The organism is Enterococcus ratti (genome assembly GCF_001886195.1).
GTDB classification, from domain to species: Bacteria; Bacillota; Bacilli; order Lactobacillales; family Enterococcaceae; genus Enterococcus_B; species Enterococcus_B ratti.
The window spans coordinates 18,167-38,731 of sequence record NZ_JXLB01000004.1 but is presented as its reverse complement, the minus strand read 5'-3'; the positions used below and the strand labels follow the sequence as shown (position 1 = coordinate 38,731).

At 32.2% G+C, this 20,565-nt stretch carries 15 protein-coding genes and 1 pseudogene; 4 read left to right on the top strand and 12 right to left on the bottom strand.

Going from position 1 to position 20,565, the window contains the following annotated elements:
• Positions 1–14: 14 nt before the first annotated feature.
• From RV14_RS02635 to RV14_RS02615, 5 genes are all read right to left on the bottom strand, one after another.
• A complete protein-coding gene (locus tag RV14_RS02635) occupies positions 15–704 on the bottom strand; it encodes a WxL domain-containing protein (RefSeq protein WP_071854774.1) in 690 nt (229 codons plus the stop codon).
• Positions 705–1,342: 638 nt separating this feature from the next.
• A complete protein-coding gene (locus RV14_RS02630) occupies positions 1,343–2,329 on the bottom strand; it encodes a hypothetical protein (RefSeq protein WP_071854773.1) in 987 nt (328 codons plus the stop codon).
• Between the two features lie 1,195 nt (positions 2,330–3,524).
• A complete protein-coding gene (locus tag RV14_RS02625) occupies positions 3,525–4,238 on the bottom strand; it encodes a B3/B4 domain-containing protein (RefSeq protein ID WP_071854772.1) in 714 nt (237 codons plus the stop codon).
• Between the two features lie 18 nt (positions 4,239–4,256).
• Entirely contained in the window at positions 4,257–4,775 is a 519-nt protein-coding gene (locus RV14_RS02620) for a GNAT family N-acetyltransferase (RefSeq protein WP_071854771.1), read from the bottom strand.
• Between the two features lie 13 nt (positions 4,776–4,788).
• The gene (locus RV14_RS02615) at positions 4,789–5,241 is read right to left on the bottom strand and encodes a MarR family winged helix-turn-helix transcriptional regulator (protein WP_071854770.1); all 453 of its coding nucleotides are present in this window, start codon (positions 5,239–5,241) and stop codon (positions 4,789–4,791) included.
• A gap of 1,161 nt (positions 5,242–6,402) precedes the next feature.
• Between RV14_RS02615 and RV14_RS02610 the strand changes: the two are divergent.
• Positions 6,403–7,823: pseudogene (locus RV14_RS02610) on the top strand (BglG family transcription antiterminator).
• A 238-nt stretch (positions 7,824–8,061) separates the two neighbouring features.
• On the opposite strand, the gene RV14_RS02605 reads toward RV14_RS02610, so the two are convergent.
• The 6 genes from RV14_RS02605 to cas9 form a co-directional block, all read right to left on the bottom strand.
• Positions 8,062–8,424, bottom strand: a complete 363-nt coding sequence (locus RV14_RS02605; protein WP_071854769.1) for a DUF1622 domain-containing protein — start codon at positions 8,422–8,424, stop codon at positions 8,062–8,064.
• Positions 8,414–8,785, bottom strand: a complete 372-nt coding sequence (locus tag RV14_RS02600) for a DUF1622 domain-containing protein (protein ID WP_071854768.1) — start codon at positions 8,783–8,785, stop codon at positions 8,414–8,416. The genes RV14_RS02605 and RV14_RS02600 overlap by 11 nt, the downstream gene beginning before the upstream one ends.
• A 729-nt stretch (positions 8,786–9,514) precedes the next feature.
• A complete protein-coding gene (csn2, locus tag RV14_RS02590; RefSeq protein WP_071854851.1) occupies positions 9,515–10,162 on the bottom strand; it encodes a type II-A CRISPR-associated protein Csn2 in 648 nt (215 codons plus the stop codon).
• Positions 10,152–10,496, bottom strand: a complete 345-nt coding sequence (gene cas2, locus RV14_RS02585; protein ID WP_071854766.1) for a CRISPR-associated endonuclease Cas2 — start codon at positions 10,494–10,496, stop codon at positions 10,152–10,154. Before cas2 ends, csn2 begins: the two co-directional genes overlap by 11 nt.
• Positions 10,493–11,359: a type II CRISPR-associated endonuclease Cas1 gene (gene cas1, locus RV14_RS02580; protein ID WP_071854765.1), complete on the bottom strand. Its 867-nt coding sequence runs from the start codon at positions 11,357–11,359 to the stop codon at positions 10,493–10,495. Before cas1 ends, cas2 begins: the two co-directional genes overlap by 4 nt.
• Positions 11,341–15,357, bottom strand: a complete 4,017-nt coding sequence (gene cas9, locus RV14_RS02575; protein ID WP_071854764.1) for a type II CRISPR RNA-guided endonuclease Cas9 — start codon at positions 15,355–15,357, stop codon at positions 11,341–11,343. Before cas9 ends, cas1 begins: the two co-directional genes overlap by 19 nt.
• Positions 15,358–16,051: 694 nt before the next feature.
• Here cas9 and RV14_RS02570 point away from each other — a divergent pair.
• Both RV14_RS02570 and RV14_RS02565 read left to right on the top strand, forming a co-directional pair.
• Positions 16,052–16,180, top strand: coding sequence for a methanol dehydrogenase (locus tag RV14_RS02570; protein WP_071854763.1), 129 nt, complete (start codon positions 16,052–16,054; stop codon positions 16,178–16,180).
• Between the two features lie 44 nt (positions 16,181–16,224).
• Complete coding sequence (locus RV14_RS02565) at positions 16,225–17,919, top strand: oleate hydratase (RefSeq protein ID WP_071854762.1); 1,695 nt, start codon at positions 16,225–16,227, stop codon at positions 17,917–17,919.
• A 99-nt stretch (positions 17,920–18,018) separates the two neighbouring features.
• Here the strand turns inward: RV14_RS02565 and RV14_RS02560 are convergent, their stop codons facing one another.
• Entirely contained in the window at positions 18,019–18,888 is an 870-nt protein-coding gene (locus tag RV14_RS02560) for a hypothetical protein (RefSeq protein ID WP_084650262.1), read from the bottom strand.
• Between the two features lie 247 nt (positions 18,889–19,135).
• Between RV14_RS02560 and RV14_RS02555 the strand changes: the two genes are divergently transcribed.
• Complete coding sequence (locus RV14_RS02555; RefSeq protein ID WP_071854761.1) at positions 19,136–20,269, top strand: alcohol dehydrogenase catalytic domain-containing protein; 1,134 nt, start codon at positions 19,136–19,138, stop codon at positions 20,267–20,269.
• The last annotated feature ends 296 nt before the right edge of the window (positions 20,270–20,565 follow it).

Sequence of the window (20,565 nt, the reverse complement as noted above, 5' to 3'; positions counted from 1 at the left end):
TTTTCTTATATCGATTATGGTTGAGGCGTTTGTGCTAAGTTCCAATTAACAGTACCTGTAGCATTTCCAGCTTGCACTTTTGAAGCATCTGGAATATTTAATGAAACATCACCTAAATTCAGATCATACGTTCCTGAAAATACGTGATTTTTGTTACCAGTCATAATAGGCGTTGATTGTGAAGTGATTTTAACATTTTGCGGAACTGTGATCATCCCATTAGAAGGTAATGCATTTAATTGACCATTTCCATCATTCACCTTTGCAACACTCGTACTAGTTTGTAACTCTGCTCCGTATGTTGTTAATTGACCACTTAAAGATGCCGTTAAAATCCAACCACGCGTAGTGTGCGTTGTATCTTTTACCCCTACGTTAAAAGACTTTCCTTGTGGCAGAACTGCCGTAGTGTGAACAGAAGAGCTACCAGTAAGCGTCGTTGTTCCAAAATCAAATTGAAATGGAATATAAGCAAGTCCAAAAGTACCTGTCGGATTTAATGGTTTGTTACCCGGATTCGGTTGAGTGCCTGGATTACTAGGATCTACGGGTGCTGGAGGATTAGGATTATTATTATCTATATTGGAAACTGTAAAATTAGCCGTTACCGGTGTTGAATCAGCAGTAGTTGATGCAGCCGATACGCCAGTTCCTAACATTACTGGAGATATTAAAGCAGCAGCTAGTAAAATTTGTTTTCTCATTTCGTTCATTCCTTTAAATAATTTTTTAGAAATTAAAAATCGTGATTTAAATACTTTTAATTTCACTTAAAGAATAATATTAATATGCACATGCTGCCCTTTTTTTTTTAATAAATAAAAAAAATATTTCAACAACAGAATTGAAATTCATCAATTTAATTATTTAGAGTTACCAATTATTTCACTCAAAAATAGCTTTCGTTCACAAAATAATTTTTTACTGTCACAAACGCTCAAAAGAAAAATATTTTTTTCTTACATTTTATTTTTTTAACTGATATTTTCAGAATTCTTCATTCTTTCAAACAATTAATAGATTCTTTTGAGTTCTCTCCTAAATTTTTGATAAAATACCTAGTATCTCAACTTTCTCTTTAACAATTTTAAAGTATTTTATACCTTGCTAGAAGCGACCCTAAACTGCCTACCATATAGTTGAAAACAGACAAAAAAGATCGGGACAGAAGTGTTTAACTCCGAGAAACAAGCCGAGATTCACGAAAATTACTTTTCAAATTTTTGTGAATCTCGGCTTATTCCCAAAGAATTTGCTCCCGCTCCCGCCGTTTATCTATGTTTAGAACGTGAAGGAAAAGTATTCTTTACTTTTATCCCACGCTCTCTAAAAATACGCCAAACTATTTTATTGTTCTAATCACTTCCCCTTTATAATAGTCAATTACAGCAAGAGATAAGTCATTATTCAATACAAATGCTTGTCCTAAAATATGACTAAAAACAATAGCTTGTCTAGGACTTTGCAAACCTGTGATGGTTCGAATCACTTCATTACGATTCGTATCAATTACAGAAACTTGATTACTTTCTTTTTCACCAGTTAAAAGAATATTTTCTTCTTTAGATAATTTACATCCGTAAGGTTCTTGGCCAACAGGAATTTTTTTGATTAATTCTCCTGTTTGAGTATCTACTAAATTAATTGAATTTTCACTACTTGAAGCCCCATAAAGCGTATTATTTTTCTCATTAAGAGAAATCGCTCTAACCGAAGGAATATTTTTTAAAGTCTTAATAATTTTTTGTGTTTTTAATTCTAAAACTTTAACATCGTCTGATTTAAAATTAGTCACGTACGCCAACTGATCCACAGAATCAATCAAAATCCCTTGTCTAGGACCATCAAATCCTTCAATGATTGTTTGATTACCTGAACTTAAATCTAAAATAGTAACCGTATTTTCATATTGATTATTTGCCAAAAGTTTCTTCCCATCATTCGTTAGGGTGAAACCAAATACGCCTTTTTTCAACTTATAAATTTTTTTTGTCTTAAATGTTTCTATATCGATTTCTTGAATGTTTCCTAGTGAACTATCAGATACAAAAAATGATTTTCCATCTTTTGAAAATGCAATATTTCTTGGAGTAACAAATTGGTCAAGTTCTTTTATTTTTTTATTCAACTGTAAGTCAAAAACAGAAAGTTTATTACTTTCACTTTTTCCAACTACTGCCATACTTTGAGTTGAATTAATCGCTAAAGCATTATTTTTTATTTCTCCATCAAAGACCTCTTTGGAAATACTCGTGTTATCGGATTTCCCACAAGCCGTCAATCCTATTGTTACTAATACAACACTTAAAATAAGAATAATTTTTTTCATATGAATACCTCTTCGTATTAAAATTCACCTTAAACTTAAATGCTACCCATTCTTCGATCATATATATCTCTCACTAGACTTGTAGCAATTCAAATCGAAGCTTAGATTATTTAAATTTGTTACCTTATAACAATAACTTTTAATAATACATTCAAAAACGTAATATTTGTAAATTCAATTGATTAAGATAATAGCTTGAATTTTCTAAAAAAAAATTGACAATACACTTCGTTTTTGATCTGTGTAAATAATTTATTTCTTATGAGTCATAAAACAAATGCCCCCATTTAAATTAAAAATGCTTAGTCTACGATAGCATTCTCCTTCTTCACTTATTTTATAGTATACCTACATTTCTATATTAAATTATAGAAATTTTTATATACTTATTTTTTTTTATATCTAACAATAAATAAAAAAATGTCATTCTATCATTTTTTTAAAGATCGATTACAACAAATAAATAGCTACTATCTCTATTTACAAATTTCTAGGAATTTTTATAGTGACAGGGGAACAGTAAAAGAAATGTGTATTTTTTATCAAGAGATCCATGCCTAAATTTTCTTTTTATGCAAAGTAGATACCTACCTTCTCCTATTTATAGAAACAATCATACAAACAAAATAATTTTAATAATCTAAAATAGACCCTATGCGGATAATTTAGCCGAACTTTCCTTTCGCTTTACTTATTTATTGGATAGACGAAATAAAAAACGTGATTAAATAATCACTAGCGGTTTAAACATTCCATCTTTACACTTGTCTCTTTTGCGTTATTTGCTTTTTTCTGATCACTCCTTTAACAATTTATCTAAAAAGAAGTACAAAAAATACCCACGAGACCTCTTCGTGGGTATTTGTTACAGCTTCATATTTTTCATTATCGATTGAATATTTATGCAAATAAGCAATTGAAGAAATCTTTTAACTGTTAGGATCGACAAACAACTAATTTACGTTTAATGTCTACATAAATTTAGTAAAGACAAAAAAGAACAGATCGTAATTTATAATTTTTCTTCCTTAATTGATGTAAAGAATGTGCATCATACACCAAGCATGATCAATGCCGGAACTATCTTCGGAAAAAAAGAGGTGCAAAAATGATCTTACCCAATAAAATCCTATAGTAATTGCAGTAGGTTTAGAGCGTCCACTTTTTTATTCTATATTTAGTTAAAATAGATTATTTATTGAATAGTTATTTCTGAGTAATTTTTAGTTAAAGTACCCCTTATGCTCGTTACGTTGAAAATTTGATCAATATTGTTTTTCAATTCCATAATTGCTTGGCCACCACGTATGGCTTGTTCTTGATTGACCGACTCAATGACTAAAACTGCTTGTGTGGTGTTTTCAGTTAGCATCGTTCGCTGTGCTTCCCGCCAATTAAAACTACGACAAATAGCACCTTCATCATCATAATAGATAATCTCCTCTGGTAAAGCAGGTGCATCATCTGCCGCCCCTAAAGGGAAAAAACTTTCCCCGCCTTGCGCTTTTCCTAAATATAAATTTCCTTTGATTTTTTCTATATCTTCCCCACCACAAGGAACACCATACTTTAATGAAATACTATTATAGATGTCCACTAACGGATTAATAGGAAAAAATTCACGTCTTTGATTTACACGTTTTAATAAAGCTTCAATTGAAGAACGTGCTCCTTTTTTGGTTTTAAAGCGTGAAAAGGCTTGCCGCCATTGAACAATGATCTCATTTTGACTAAAGGTTTCTTCTGTTAAATATGTTCTTGCTTTATTGGCTGCATCATTTAGTAATTGTTGAAATTGCTTTTTCTTCTCTTTATTTGCATGATTATCAATTCCTTTAACGACTAAGACTTCAATGACCGCTTCAGGAAAAATTTCCCAAAAACTTTGATTTACAATAATTTTATTCATTTTATGCTCCTTCTTTAGTTAAATTTGTTTGACAAACATATAATCAATTTGCGGATCCTCTCCCACGTAAAAAACATGTTGACCGTAATGGCTAAACTCATGTTTTTTATAAAAGTTTAACGCCGAAAAATTTTGTGCCCAAACGCCTAGCCAAATCTTCTGTTTTTGTTTCTCTCGGGCTTTTTGAACAGCGAATTCGATCAATTTAGAACCAATCCCCATGTTTTGAAAAAAAGAGCGGATATAAATTCGTTCAATCTCTAAAAATTTCTCTCCCATTGCTTCAGTTTGTGCTTGTCCTACATTTAATTTCAAATAACCAACCACTTGATCAGCCAGCAACGCCCAATAAAATTCTGTGTTTTTATTTTGAAGTTCTTGAATTAGCTTGTTGATTTCATAGGCTTCTTTTAAATAAGCAGTCATTATTTCTTCACTATTGTACTGCTCAAAGGTGTCTTTAAAAATTTCGATGCTGATAGCTTGTAGCTTTTTTGCTTCTGAAATAGCAATACGCGTTATTTCAACGTTCTTCATAATTTTAGTCCTTTCAATAAATTCTTTTATGACCTTTTTTTACAAAGTTCCAGTCCTCACTGACATTTTTCCGCACTTTTTTTAACAATTTTTGCAATTGATTGATTTCTTGAACGGATAATCCTTTAACAGCCACTTGGTTAGAATAATGGTGTTCTCGAAGAATAAACGGATAAACCTTTTTTCCTTGTTCTGTCGCATATAGTTTTTTAATTTTTTTATTATGGTTATCTACGGTACTTTTTATTAATCCTTTTTTTTCAAGCTGTTTTACTCCTCGTGCCGTTGTCGTACGGTCAACGTTGATCATCTCTGATAGCTTCTCTTGAATAATCCCCGGATGTTCACAAATCCTCACTAAATAAAGATATTGTCCTCTTGTCAAATATACTTCTTTAAACTCAATATTACTAATCGAATCCAAAGCTCGAGAAATCGCACCAATATCTCTTACAATTTCGTCCATTTCACCCTCCTTTGTATAAGTCTTAGAATTATTTTACACTTTTTTGTTGCATTTGCAACAAAAAAGAGATAAGAAAGTCCTAATAAAAATATCCCACCTGTAAATAAAATACCGACAAGCTTGATCCCGAGAATAATGATTCTAATTTACCAAACCAACGCACAGCAATCGATTAATAAAGCCTAAAATACTAAAAGCAAGTATATTACTAATCATGGAAGAAAAATCTGTTAGTTAAAAATGAATATACAATCCAATAGCCGTTAATTCAATCAATTTTGTACTCATCTAGCATAACCAATACATCTAATTTACCAAAAAAGCCCAGTGCCACCCAAATAGCAATAAACGAAATTACCAATTGATTGAAATAGTTCACCTATTACACGCATTAGTCTACAGATGGCTAAGCTAAGCAGGCCGCTGCCAACTTAATGGCTTTAGCAGAATCTAAGTATAATTAGGTTCCAATTGCCCCACCTAATGCAATTATTTGAATATTATGATTCATTAAACTTTTCTTCACTGGGTTCTTTCATTTTATTCACCTTTACCATTTGTTCAATTATGATTCGCTTTCTTTTTCCTCCAAACCTTTTTTTATTTATCAATCAAGTAAGCACTATCTCCCTAACTATTTGCTCGGTTAAACGATGAAAATCTATTGTAAGAAAAACTTTTCATCGCTGAATTAAATAAAAAAAGGAATGTCCCTTTCCTCTCTTCTTTGGCTAACCTTTTCTCTTTATATTTGTCTTAGATTACTGACTATAAAATAAAAAATGAGATAATTTTTTTTATAACACCTCTAAAAAACGGTTTTTTTTTGAAAAAAATAGTCAAAATCTAATTATTCAGAATATTCATATTTTAACAACGAATATTTCAATCAAATATGAGATAAAAAATAGTTGTTTTTTTGTATTTTTTAAAAATAAAAACGTATATTTTAAAAAATATTATTTTATTTATCCGTATACTCATTTCATTTTCATTTTCATTTTTCTCTTCATTTTTTTAGAATTCCAACTTTTATAACATAAATCCATACTAATATGCGTATTTAGTGCCATTTCAAAAAAAATAAAGATGCTTTTATTCTTAAACCATGGCATAATTAACGCAATATTGTTTAACAATAAATAAAGTGGGGGAGTTCTAATGTTTGAAGACTATTTGGAAAAAAATATTTTACGTCAATTATTTCTTTGTGACCAATTCTACAACAAAAAAGAAATTGACATAGATGTATTATCAAAATTATTACAAGTCTGCAAAACTACTTTGCTAAACGATATTAAAGATCTTAAAAAAGAACTGGAACCTGAAATCATCTATACACAAAGAGAAAAAAATCGCTATTTTTTGTATTTTGCACCTGATATCCCACGTTTTCTTTTGATGCAAAAATTAACACGCTCTTCATTATTTCTTAAAACTTGTCAGTTATACCTTGAAAAAGAGCCTAACTATATTCAATTGACAGAAACCGAATATATTTCTGTTAGCAAAGCTTATTCTTTAAAGAAACAAGTATTCGCTTATTTTGAGGATTGCGGTATCAAAATTCAAAATGGTTCTCCAAAATTTACTGAAATTGAACGACGCTTATTATTATTAAATATTACGTATCGAACGGGTACGCTCGCAACGCCTATTCTTCCCAAAGGCTATTTAGCTGCTATCAATGATTTTATTAACAAGATTACCTATAAAAGTGGTCGCATTTATGACAAAGAAAATCAAGAAATCTTACGCATGGGATTTTTGATCGGTTACTTGTATCAAGCTAAGTTTCCGTTGATGATTAACATTGATTTCATGACAGAACTTAAAAAACGGCCGAGCTATCACTATGTAACAGAAGTGTGGAAACAATCAAAGTTAAAAGATTATTATCAAGAAAACGAAGTTTATTTTATCTTAATTCTATTTAACCTATGTGACTATGGATTTAACTCTTACCAAGCCGTTGAAGAAGATTTTTATCGACTACATCAAGTTTTTATTGACAATAATCACGAAATCAAGGAATTGATTACTCAATTTGAAGTCTATTTCAATCGAACATTTGTCGGAAATAAAGCATTGAGCGAGCGTTATTTCGTTTAATGCGTTCCGCATGGGACAATTATCAGCTTTTCATGCCTGAAAAATTTTCTATTTTAACACCAAAACAGCAGGCCTTATTGAATGAAATACAGCCTTTATTTAAGCATTGGCTTGATCAATTGCCTTATTCGTTACGCATTAATAGCAATTGCATGAACACATTTGTCGTTAAGTTAAGTGCGATTTTACGTATTGACAAAACTCAACTTCATATTTGTATTGTCACAAATTCAGACATAAAATATTTAATTTATCGTGAAGCATTAGAAGCAGTTGCCACCTTAGACATTAAAATAGAGCCTACCATTCATAGTCAACTAAACGATGAATTAAAAGATTTTGCAAAAAAAGAAAACCATCGAATTTTATGTGAAAGAACCCTTTACACACCAGAAGCAGATGAAATTCCAACGATTATTCCTGTGTCAGTAGATAATCTTGAAAAATCAATTATATGGGCACTTAAATAAAGTATCTAGCAAAAAATATTTAACTTATAATAAAATTCATTTACTGTAGGTATTTTGGTAAAAAGAAAACAAGTATTAGACGTCTTTTCAGTAATTCAAATAGTATTCAAAAACTTTCCTTAACATAAAGCTAAAGATAGACCAAAAGGAAAAGCTAAAATTAGTTTTTCTTTTTGGTTTAAAAAATGCTTCCTTTAACTCCCCTTACCTAGATATTACTTATTTTTTTCCTGTTCATCTATCCTTTTTTGATATCCGAACCAATTTCTTTATTTAAGAAGTAAGAAATAATCGTACGAATAACTACTAACGCAGCCAGTTGAAAAACGTCTTGCAATGTCGGTTTAGTGATTGATTCAATGATTCCTGCTGAAACCAGTATTTCAAGGCTTAACAAAATATAACCACCTAACATTTTTTTGATGGCATTATTTTGACTGATTCGTCCTTCTTTCCGTTTACTTTTTGTAAAGGAATACCAAAGAAAATCTTTTACAGCTAACCATGCTCCCCATAAAAGAAGAAAAAGAGCAAATATATCAAGTAATAACACAAGTTTTTCTAAGTATGGTGCTAATCGTTCCATCAAGTTAATTTCCATTAAATCTTCCTACTTTCGCCTGCTGTTTATCTTGCGTCTCTAAATTTAAAAAATAAGAAATAACTGTACGAATAATAATAATTACCGCTAACTTTAGAATATCCGTCCACGTTGGCTTAATTACCGATTCAATAATATCTGCTACTACCAGTACTTCTAAGCTTAACAAAATATAGCTAGCTAATAATTTACGAACTTCTGCATTTCGGAAATTGCGCTCACCATAGTCTTTTTTTAGTCGTGTCCAATCAAAAAAATTTTTTAAAACTAAACTAGCGCCTATCATTAAAATGATGATTGAAGCAATGTTTAAAATAGCAATAAACCATTCTGAATAAAAAACAAGCTTTGAATCAAACATGTAATTTACCTCCTCTTTCATTTTATGGTACTAGCAGTCTATGCAATCGTCCAACGATATGAAAAAAATGGGAATGGAAAAAAAGGTTTTTTATAAGAAAACAGCTTTTCTCATAATTAAAAATAGGCAAAAGCTTTTCCTACTCTATTTATTAGATTTGTCTTTTTGGCATGATTCTTGACTTTTGAACGCATACATAATTTAAGACATTTTAAATCAAAAAAGAACAATAGTCAGCTTTTCACTAACTATTGTTCTCCATACACTCTCTATTTTTCATTGCTCTAAAACAATTCAATCATAACAGAACCTCCTCATTCAAAATAATATAGCTACAAATCAATCATACACTGGGAAACTACATTTTTCAAGATTTGGAAGTATTAAAAATAACATAACTCTAAAACACATAGCGAACGTATATCAAACGTTTAATCGTTTTGGAAGCATTCAAAACAACATAGCTCTAAAACTTTTCCTGTTCAATAAAAAGCGTAGAATCTGTTTTGGAAGCATTCAAAACAACATAGCTCTAAAACACACTTTTAACATCTCCTATCATTTGCTATGTTTTGGAAGCATTCAAAACAACATAGCTCTAAAACCTCGCAGAAAATTTTTCTGCGCTATTTTAGCTTCACGCTATTCGTCCATAGCAAAACTTTCGTCTTGAATGCTTAGTAATAATTACTTCTACTAGTTGTTTTTAAATATATTTTACCATAATTATTAGACTAAAAAATAGTCTTTATCTAAAATTGTTTGTGTTATTCCTTGAATCTTACGAGGCTCTAAAAATAGAACATCCATATTATATAAAGAAATGTAATTTTGTATTTCAGATAGTTCTTCTAACTTTAGGTAGGCGCAAACATTAATAAACACTAATAATTTCTTTTTTGAGAGATATTTATAAATTTGTAAAATCTCCAGCAACTTCTCAAAGAGAGTATCACTTCGTGTCTCAATTTTCACTCCTAACGCTTTGAATAATTCTAAAATAGTAATCTCATCACTCTCCAAATCTAATTCATGATCCAACAGCTCATAGCCGATCAATTCACTGATCGTAGCGGTCAATTTATCAATCATTGACTTTACTTCTACTTTTTCATTTAACTGTTGTTCCAAATCTGCATAAATCAATTTTAAAACTGCTGAAGAGTTTATATCAAATCCTAAAATATCCGTCACGATCATTATTTCTGTAGGTTTCATTAATTTGTAGTGATGATCAAATAACTTTAGTTCCCCTTTTTCCTCATATTGGTAGAACCACTTAATAACATTTGCAAATACCGCAACATCTTCAATAACAAAGAATGTTCCTTTTTCAATTTTTACTGGTTGGTCGAGCAAAGAAAAATTAAGATTCATCATATACGTCCTCCCCTAAAAACACCACGCGCTGATCAGAATTGGCTATACGTATGTCCTTTGCTCCATTCAAATAAACCATTCGTGAAAATTGTTTTTCCGTCACTGTTAGCAATGTAATTAATCCTTTTTTAGGATTATTCGTCTTCAATCTTCCTAGCATTGCTTGACTCGCTGTATTATTTAATAACAACTTACTATAGACAGAAAATTGATGCATAATAAAACCTTCACTTAATAAAAATTTTCTAAACTTTCGATAAGCTTTACGATCCTCACTTGTATCTGTTGGCATGTCAAACATCAATATCATTCTCATATAGCGATAGCTCATATCCTAAATTGAGGAACTCCTTTCCACTCATTATTTAATCCCTTGATGACTTTATTTGTATAATCGGCCACAATATTTGTTAAAAACATTTCTTTTTTGCCATAAGTATATTTCACCAAAAATAAATCAAATAGTCTTCTTTTAATGACGGGAAATTCTTTTTCCCGATACGCAAACACAATTTGATCAACTAGTGGGCGAAAAGGTTCCATTAAATCGCTTGCTCGATTAAAGTCATTAAATTGATTGGCATGTTTTAAACCAAATTGTGTCATACATCCATTTTTAACAATTTCTCTGGCAAATAAACTCATTAGTAGCGTATAACCATAATCCAAGCTTGCATTAATTGCGGTAGAAGACTCCCGGGTAAATTTATTTCCGAATAATGTTTGAAAATAGATTCTTGCTGCATGTCCTTCTCGATTTGTCGGATCGAATACTTCCAGTTCGTCGTATAAATTCAAAAGTGCTTTGGCTTTTTCATGGAAATTTTGGGTCTGCAAAAAACAACTTTGATTTTGAATTTTTTGTGCAATGATTTCTGTCCAAACACTTCCCTTTGCTTGTTTTGTCCATTGAAGTTGCTTGGTTAGTTGCAAACTACTGTCATGACGACCATAAAACGGTAATAGTTTGGCTGTTGGTAACCGTTTGTCATCACAAAAGATGACTAAAATTTTTTCATCCATCAAGCGTTTAACCAGCATCGTCGTAAGCGTGATATCTGTTGTCTCTAAAAGCAGAACATCAATTTCTGAAAGATGAATCTTTTCGACCGTTTGCGCACTTTTAAAAACTAGATGATTGTTTGTATAGGTTAGTTTTGAATGTGTGTTAATAATTACTGTACGCCAGCCCATAGATCTGCCATCCTTCTCCTAGTTTCATACAGCCCGGTAATGGATTGGTAAATAATCGTTGCTTCCCAAATTTCAGTTACACTGTTATACCGTTTTCTTGGAATAGATGCATCAAAAAATTTAAAATCTGCAGGTGCTCCTATTGCATTCAACTGCATCAAATTTACAAATGATTGCGCCATTTTTTGAACATCTCCTGCTTGATTTTTATCATATAATTCTTTAATTTTGTCTGTATTTTTAGTAGCCAACGTATATTTATCTGAAAAATGGATTACCTGATTTAATAGCTCATTAAATTCATGACGATGTTCATTTACGTAATTATAACTTTCTTTATGGGAAACTTCATCATAATGTTTCGCATGGTAAAGCAATGTCACAAGCCTTTCTGGTAGAATAAACGAATTGGCTTTTTGTAGCTCTTGGTGACTAGCAAGCATCCTGCGCCGGCCACTTTCTAATTCAAACAACGTATATTTAGGTAATTTGATCCATCGTATCACATTAGGGTATCCTTTTTCTCTTAAGAAAGAAATTGGATCTTTTTCAAATGATGCTTGATCCATCATCATGATTCCTTCAATGGCTTTTGTTTTCTTGCGGTTCTTTCCTTTTTCATAAATAAATGCAACTGCGTAAGCTGCCACTGGACTGCCAAATCCACCATACTTTGTAACATCCCAATTATTTTTTCGTTTAATCAACTTATCTGGCTTTTCTTTGGAGTTTACTGTTTCTTTATAGAACGCCCCTGTTTGTACTTCTACTTTTTTCACTATGTTTACTTGATGTGAATGAATCACCTTTTTAATTTGAGGAAGATGTCTTGCCTTATCCCAAAAGATTTCACCATTGTCATCATGCCAGTACTTCTCTTTTTCAAAGAATCTTAAAATATTGGAATAAAGTTCTTTTTTAGCCGTTGCTTTATTTTCCTTTGCTGAATTAAATTTGGGGTAACGACCGTACACAAATTCAGGCGCTAATTTAGGATACTTTTTTAACAAGGCAATAGCGACTACTCCATTTAAATACGCATCATGTGCGTGATGATGATGATTGATTTCTCTGACTTTATAGATACCAAACGTTTTCCTGAATTGGCTAACTAAGGCAGATTTCAAGGTGATGATCCGTGTTCCTTCATTTTTTTCGATTTCTTCTTGTGTATTGAATCGTTGATTCAAGATCGCCGCCACTTGTTTGGTGATTTGTCTTGTTTCAACTATTTGTCGCTGAATAAATCTTGCCTTGTCTTCCGGTGTTAGCTTTAGTTTGGTTAAATAAGAAAATTTTTTCTCACTAATCAACTTTGCTTTTAACAGTTTTTCCCAATAAGCTCTCATTCGTTGAACAACCGCTTCACCCGGGACGTCATCTTTTTTTATTCGATTTTCTTTAGACGCCACCAGTACTTTATTGTCAATTGAGTTATCCACGATAAAATTTCGAGGAATGATATGATCAATATCATATTCAGAGAGTCGGTGGATATCTAATGGTTTTTCGGTATACATGTCTTTACCATTTTGCAAATAATAAAGATACAACCGATCTTTTTGAAGGGCTTGATTATCCACAGGATGTTCTTTCAATAATTGGCTATCGAAGTTTTTCAATGCCTCTTCCAGTGATTTTAATCGTGGGTGTGAACGAGAAATTCCCTTTGCAGTGGTTTGATTTTCACGAGCCATCTCAATGACGATATTTTTAGGTTTATCTCCCATAATTGTGATTAATTCTTCAACGATTTTAAGTGTCTGCCAGATTCCTTTTTTGATGGCAGGACTTCCGGGAATGGCTTCAACAATCTCCTTCATTGACTGACCATTTGTTAAAGTAAGCTCTTTAGCAATTTCTGATTTGAAAGATAAATTCTCATCATTAATCAACTGCATAAAATTGCGGTTGCGATGCTGTGGAAAGTCATCGTCATCTATCAAGTAATCAAGAATTGTTTTTTGTGTTTTCCGATCTTTGATGCCATTGATCAATCGTTGTGATAAACGTCCCCAGCCGGTATAATGCTTTTTCATCAATTTTTTGAAAACGGCAGGTTCGAAAATATCCTGATATTTTTTCAACTGTGTTTTAATCATTTCTCGATCTTCAAAAATCGTCAGAATTTTTACAATTTCTTCGAACATTTCTGCCATTTCAGGATCTTCTAACAATTTTTTCATTTTTTCTTCCTGAGGCTTAGCTATATTCAAAAAATCATGATAGGTCGCATATGACGCATTAAATGCCTTATCAATTCCTAGAATTTCTACGTCTTCTAAATTATAGTTGGCAAAAAGGAAATTTTGTAATTTTTTGACTGTTACTTTTGAATGTTTCTGAAATAGTTCTTTAAAAATTGTCTTTTTTTCTTCACTTGAAAATTTATGCTTTATTCCTCGCTCGTCCTTATAGACTACTTTCGTTAATTCGTTAAAAATCATATATTTTTGATAAAGCAAGCTATGTTTAGGTAGGACTTTTTCTGATGGAAGATAGGTATCACAATTAATCATTCGTTGAATAAATTTGATCGCCGAAGCGCTATAATCAATCACTTTTGAAGCATTCCAAGGCTTTATTTTCTCCGCTGTTTTTCTTTCCAACCATGCAAATGAACTTGTTTTTTCTGTCTGCGCTAACGGTCCTACATAATAAGGAATCCGAAAGGTCAATAAAGAAATAATTTTTTCTCGCTCTTGTTCTAAAAATGGATAATAGTGTTTTTGCCGTTCAATAATTGCCTTTAGTTCTGTTAAGTGAATTTGATGAGGAATTACTCCATTTGCAAAAGTGCGTTGCTTCAACAAAAAATTTTCTTGCTCAATTTTTTCAAGAAATCTCTCACTTTCCGGTACACCGTTCAACTTTTTTTTAACAAATTTATAAAAATCGGCCTGCGTCGTTTTTCCATCAATATAACCAGCATATCCATTTTTAGAAATATCTTTGAAAAAAACTGCATATGTATCTGGACATTTTGCTTTTACAAATCGTTTGAATTCTTCTAAATCTTTTTTATGGTCTTCATAACGTTCAATCATTCCTAAAGATAATTTAGCTTTCGTGTTCTTTTTCTTTGTTGAAAGAATATCTGAAAGTAAAATAGCATCATACACTTTTTTTGCTTGTAGAAAAACATCAGCTACCTCATCGAGGCTTTTCTCAACTATATTTTCAAGCTCTTCTTCATACGTTTCTTTGGAAAATTGAATTTTTGCCTCTTCTTCTAAAGCAAATACTTGCTTAAAATTCCCTTGATTCCCAACTATTAATTTTAAAAATTGCGCCAAACAGCCATTCATTTTTTCTGCCGGATAGTACGTAAGGATTTTCTCAACCTTCTTTGTTTTAGACAATTTATCCGTCAAGATCGTTAGAACCGGTTCATGAAAATCAACAGCTTGCTCAAATTGTTGATTATAAATTGCTAGAAACTCTTTAAATGTTTCCTCTATAGAAGTATTTTCCGTATTTAATTCTCCTTCAAATAAAAAATGACCTCGGTACTTGATAATATGTGCAAGTGCAAGATAAATCAGACGGATATCTGCTTTTTCCGTTGAATCTGCTAACTTTTGACGTAAATGATAAATGGTAGGATAGCTTTGATAATAACTTTTTTCTTCTAATGTTGGAAAAATAGGCGAACGAGCATAATTCTTATCCTCTGGTACCAAAAAGCTTTCATCTAATCTTGCAAAAAAGTTCGCGTCTTTTTTTAGGAGTTCTTCTGCAAAAATCTTTTGCAATTCCGTTATACGGAATCTTCTACGTGTCAATCTCCGACGTGATGTGCGCTTATTTCTTCTTACTTGAGCCGTTTGTCCTTCATCAAATAAGCGCGCGCCCCAAAAATTCTTTTTTATTTTCTTTCTTTCCGTCATTCCGTGGACACTCATTTTTTTTGACATTAAGCGATAGTCATCCGTTACGATGGCCCAGCCAACTGAATTAGTACCGATGTCCAAACCTATTGTATATTCTTTTGTCATTTTCTTTTCATCCTTTCCTTTACTGCAGAAATCCCTAGTGATTGCTTTTTACTCGAAGCGTTTGCACTTTTATTTTTTTCTTGGATGATTTTTATTCTATCTCTTGCAACCTTTTTAATTTCTGCTATAATAAAAGTGTTGGTAGCATTCAAATCAACATAGCAAGTTAAAATAAGGGATTATCCGTCCTCAGCTTTTTAAGCAAGCACTGTCTCGGTGCTTTTTTATTTTGCCTCTTAACAACACAAAATATAAATTCTACAGTTATACTATAACACAGAGTTTTTTTATAAATATCGTTTTTTTATTTTACTTTAAAAATAACTCCTCTTATGCTAAAAATTGCTTATTATATATTTGATGAATTTATGAAATCCTCTGAATATTTTGAAATTATTTACTCTTTTCTCCTCTATTTATTTTCCGTCATTTGCTTTAAATCACAAAATTATTTCAGGTAGCAATGTAGTTGTCATATTATTTTTAAATACACATCCCCCCTCTTTACTGTTAATTCATCATGTCTCTCACCTTCTTTTAAGTTTTTCGTCATGTTTCAACTTGATTTTAGACACAATTAATAATTTGTCAAAAAAACTCTTTTTTGCTTATCCTATCATTTGGCATTTAGCGTGAAAGGTTTTATGCTTTTAATAGAAAGGCGTAAAACGTAAAAATAAAGGAGGAATTTCTTATGGGAAAAAAATGGCTAAAAGCAAGTATTGGGTTAGGCTTATTCACCTTGGGAATTATTTATCTTGGAAAAAAAACAGGATTACTAGAAGATGACAGCCATTTATACGACGAATACGAATCAATTTAAACATTTCCTTAAACTGTTCACTTGTAAATACTGGAGGGATCACAATGAGAAAAAGTAAAGCAATTATGATTGGCGCTGGAATCGCCAATATGGCCGCTGCTGTCTATTTGATTCAAGAAGGAAAATGGCGCGGTGATCAGATTACGTTTTATTCTTTAGATGATCATGGCTCAAATGATGGCGCACCAACGGATACTGTCGTAGATGAATATTGGAATAAAAATCATCCCATGGAAAATCAAAAAGGGTACATCGCACGTGGCGGTCGCATGCTCAACTACCGGACATATGTCGATTTAATGGATTTACTAAGCCGTATTCCCTCTGTTACTGAGCCAGGAATGAGCGCAGCCGAAGACACCAGAGATTTTGATGCCAAGCACCGAACGTTTGATAAAGCGCGCTTGATGGAAGGCGGCAAGGGAATTATTGATGGCGGCAAATTGGGCTTTAATAATAAAGATCGCTTATTACTAACTAAGCTTATTGCTATGCCTGATTCAGAAGAGGAAAAATTAGATAACGTCACAATTGAAAAATATTTTAAAGATGATCCGCATTTCTTTGAAACAAACTTTTGGTTTATGTGGGAAACGACTTTTGCTTTTCGTACCCGTAGCTCCGCTCAAGAACTTCGTCGTTATATGCATCAAATGATTTATGAATTTACACAAATCGAACATTTAGTTGGCGTCAATCGTACACGCTACAATCAATATGAAAGTATTATGCTGCCGCTAATTAATTACTTAAAACAACAAGGATGCCAAATCATCTTGAATCGGCGTGTAGTAGATTGGGAATTTAAAGAAACAGCCATGCAAGATGAAATTACTGTTACTGGCTTAAAAATGATTAATACAAGAACAAATGAAGAAGAACACGTTGATGTAGATAATGACACAGCCGTAATTTTCACAAATGGGTCAATTACTGATTCAGCCACATTAGGTGATTATGACACGCCGGCTCCTGAGAACATGGATTACGGTGCTGCTTCAGGATTATGGAAGAAAGCCAGTGAACGTTTTTATAATTTAGGAAATCCTGACAAATTTTTTGCCGACCGTGACGCCAGTGAATGGGTAAGCTTTACTTTAACAACCAAAAATCATCTACTTTTAAACGAAATCACTCGAATCACTACCCAAGTACCCGGAAATGCGTTAAATTCATTTATTTCAACGACGCCTATTACACCTTTAGGACAAAAAGACGTCACGATGTCGATCGTTGTTCACCATCAACCACATTTTACTTCACAAAAGCCAAATGAAACTGTAATTTGGGGATATTTCTTATATCCTAGACGCCGTGGAGAATTTGTGGATAAGCAATATATAAAAATGAACGGTAAAGAAATGTTAGAAGAATTAATTAGACAACTTTCTAAAGTTGATCCGGGACCTGAAAATATTCGAACAAAAGAAACAGAAATCTTTGAAAGTGTTGTGAATAATATTCCCGTATACATGCCGTATGCTTCAGCCTTATTTAACAATCGTGCAAAAAGCGATCGACCCAAAGTCATTCCCCAACATTCTACAAATTTAGCTTTTACTGGAGAATTTGTGGAACAGCCTTATCAAATGATTTTTACAGAACAAAGTGCCGTACGTTCCGGAGAAATTGCTGCATTTCATTTTGCTGGTATTCCTATGTCTCGTTTGGTTAAAACACCACGCTATGATAAAGATATCCCTACGTTAATGCGTGCTGCCAAGAAAATGTTTGAATGATTTTTTACATTTATGATCCTCTAACAACAAATAAAAAGAATCAATCCTCAATTTTTTTTTAAACATTGCCATTGATTATTTTTTTAATACTGAACACCTTTACGAATGAATTTTAAGTATTTCTATTTTATTCACTTCTTTTCGAATAACTTCACCTATCACTCCAAATACTCCCGCACTAATTAAAAGTATCACACCTACTAAGACAAGATGGGTAAGAAACTCTTGTACATAACTCTGCATTAACTTTGAAATGGCTTGTGAGGGAAAAGCAATTTTCTCTAAAAAGTTCCTCATATTTAGTAGCCCTGCTAAAAGTAAAAACATACTTCCTGAAATTCCTAAAATAAACGCTCCATAGCGCAACAAAAGGTATCCAAGCTTTCTTACCAACAAAAACAAATAAAACAATAACAAAGCAAATAAAAATGTTCCTATGTAAAAAGCAAAGCGAACTCTTTTTTTAGCAGACTGAATATTTCCTATAAAAATGTCTAAGTATCGATCTCCTGTAGCATCTTGAAGTTGATGTAAGAAGTTGAACTTCATCGTTTCAATTTCTTTTTGTTCTTCATTACTGATGGTTAATTGATGCTTTTGAGCGTATTTATCAATGGCCTCTGTTATCTCTTTATTTATCTCTTTACTTTTATCAATCGGATACTCTCTTTTATTATATGTATGACGAATATACGCTTGAAGTATCTGCTTCATCAACTTGGGAGAAATCGCCGTTGCAATGACTTCAGTAAATTTATTTTTTTCTCTATTTTCTTCTCTAAAATTTTTACTTGCCTCTTTTATCACTAATTCACTATATCTTGTTTTTTCAATCTGATTCAGTAAAAAATTTTCTCTTAAAAAGGTGCCTTTTACTACTGCAGCTGAAATAGCTACAAATAACATAACTGAGCAAGCGGTTATTACCAACACGTTCTTCACTTTAGAGGCTTTTTTTTCCTTCTCCACAAACTTCCTCCTTTTTTGAATTTTTTATATACATATAGTTATTTATTTTTTAGATATAATTTTATTATACGCCTAAAAAAATACGAATCAATAAAAAGTAAAAAATATGCTTGTTATTTTAAATAAATACTTTCTTCTACTTATAAGCGTTTTACTATTAAAAAAACTATTCTCCCCTTAGAATAAAAAGAGAAGTTTATAACTGATAAAAAAGGAGATTACAGGAATTAAAGAAGGGAGATTTTCCATGAAGGCAGTTACTTGGCAAGGAAAACAAAAAATGGAGATTCGAAATGTAGATGACCCTACAATATTAGAACCGACCGATGCGATTATCCGCATCACAGCTACCGCCATTTGCGGCTCTGATCTTCACCTTTACCATCATGGTGAAGCGGTATTAGAAAAAGGGTACGTTGTAGGACATGAACCGATGGGGATCGTTGAAGAAGTAGGTTCAGCAGTCAAACGCTTAAAAAAAGGACAACGGGTAGTCATACCATTTAACATAAGTTGCGGGCATTGTCATTTTTGTACGCATGATATGGAAAGTCAGTGCGACCGTTCCAATCCGAATGAATTATATGGTGGTCTATTCGGATTTGGACGACTAAATGGCAATCATTGGGGTGGTCAAGCCGAATACCTTAGAGTGCCATTTGCAGACACTACTTCATTTGTTGTACCAGACAATGAGTTGGCAGATGAAAAGGTCCTTTTCTTATCTGATATTCTTCCTACCGCTTATTGGAGTGTCAAAAATGCCAATGTAAAAAAAGGAGATACCGTAGTTGTATTGGGATCTGGGCCGGTAGGATTATTTACACAAAAATTTGCAGTTATGGCTGGTGCCAAACGAGTAATTGCCGTTGACCCTGTCCAACATCGAATTGATAAAGCGGCTAGATACAATAATGTCGAAACTTATCTATTACAAGATACACAGACGGCTGGTGCCGACCTTTATGAACGAACAAAAGGTGGTGCAGATGTCATCATTGATTGTGTAGGAATGGATGGCTTAGAACCAGTAAAAGAAAAAGCAAAGAACTTAATCAGTTTACAAAGTGGCACCATTTCATCACTTCAAATGGCTTCACAAGCCATCAGAAAATTTGGAACGGTGCAAATCACTGGAGTGTATATGACTCCGGCTTCTTCTTATCCTTTGCAAGAATTTTTCATGAGAGACATCACGGTCAAACATGGACAAGCGCCGATCGTCCATCTAATGCCAAAAATTTATGAAATGATTGCAAATGGTCTATTCGATCCAACACAAATCATCACACACGCAATACCTTTAACAGATGCCGCTAAAGCATATGAAATATTCGATAAAAAAGAAGATAAAAACATCAAAGTCGTTTTAAAACCCTAATTTTTTACTTTAAATAGCTATATAATAAATGAACATTAAAACTGAAAAAGAAAGTTCAAACAAGAAAAAAATACAGACAAGAGCGTTTTACAACGTTTGTGTCTGTATTTTTATAACCGTTTTTCTCGATTAACTTTTATAATTGATTCAGTATAAACAACTTTTTATAATTTAGCAGGTAAACAACATGATTCTTTCATTCAATCAATATATTTTTTTAAGACCTCTCTTTATTAATGCTAAACATTATCTAGCTAGATGTGGAATACATTTAACGTAAAACTAGCGCTTTGGAA